2 protein-coding genes are annotated in these 1,177 nt (G+C 47.2%); both read right to left on the bottom strand.

Annotated features, from left to right (window positions below; genetic code table 11):
- Positions 1-22: 22 nt before the first annotated feature.
- Entirely contained in the window at positions 23-550 is a 528-nt protein-coding gene (locus B7X71_RS17420; RefSeq protein ID WP_293601667.1) for a DUF1178 family protein, read from the bottom strand.
- Positions 551-611: 61 nt separating this feature from the next.
- Positions 612-1,169: an NUDIX hydrolase gene (locus B7X71_RS17415; protein WP_293601668.1), complete on the bottom strand. Its 558-nt coding sequence runs from the start codon at positions 1,167-1,169 to the stop codon at positions 612-614.
- Between the last annotated feature and the right edge of the window lie 8 nt (positions 1,170-1,177).

Here is a 1,177-nt window from a genome sequence, read left to right as displayed (position 1 = left end):
AGGGGAATTAGGACTGGACTGGCTACTGCAGCGTGTTTTTAAAGGCAGGCAACATGGGCATCGCCATGACCTCAATTCCTTCATCGCGTAAAGCCTCAGCCTCATCTAGAGTAGTTTGACCACGAATACTCCGCTCAGGAGATTCCTTATAGTGAATTTTGCGAGCCTCTTCTGCAAATGCGCTACCCACATCCTCAGAACGCCCCATTAACTCACGCATACCCTTTAAAAAGGCTGCCTGGACCTGTGCCTCTAATTGAGAATGATCGCTTCCAGTCAGGGCAACCACATCGCCGCTGATTGTGCTGGCAACACCGCTAGCATCTACTGATCCAGGGCTGGTAACAGTCAATTCAGTTGAAGCGGGCATTTCCTTGCTGGAGCCCGATTTAGCAATATGTGGGGAAGATGGCATCCGGGTAATCTCGGTGCTATCGCAAATAGGGCAGGCAAGCATTCCCTTGTCTTGCTGGGCAAGACAATCCTCCTCAGAGGCAAACCATCCCTCAAAGCGATGATCCATTGGGCAAGCGAGGTTATAAACTTTCATAAGACCTATATAGGGACAAAATTGCTAAATTCAATATCTCTATTTTAATAGGATTACGAAATTACCCTGGAATAGGCGTGGGGCTCACTAGGCCACGTCGATAACGGTCTAGCCAGTAAGTTGCAATCGTTGTCTTTACATCTGTAATTTCACCCTGCTCTACCCAATCTAATAATTGCTCTAAAGAGGTGGCAAATACGTCTAAAAACTCTTCATCATCGAGACGGCTTTTCCCAGAGGTCAGACCTTCAGCGAGATAGATGTCAATAAATTCTGTCGAGTAGGAAATCACTGGGTGGATGCGACGGATAAAACTCCATTTGCTAGCGGAATAACCTGTCTCCTCTTCTAACTCTCGCTGGGCACACAATAATCGATCTTCCCCAATCTCCAACTTGCCCGCAGGAATTTCAATGCAAGCTTTTGCGATTGGGTAGCGATATTGACGCTCCATCAGCACCCTACCATCATCTAAGATAGCCAAAATCGCAACTGCACCAGGGTGCGTCAGGTATTCACGCACTGCTTGATTGCCATCAGGCAAGCTGACTTGATCACGCTTCATATTCAAAAAGATGCCGCCGTAAATATCCTCACCAGATAAGCGCTCTTCTCTCAAATGAGCAT

It is taken from the genome of Polynucleobacter sp. 39-46-10, assembly GCF_002282275.1.
This window is presented reverse-complemented; position numbering and strand designations above follow the sequence as displayed.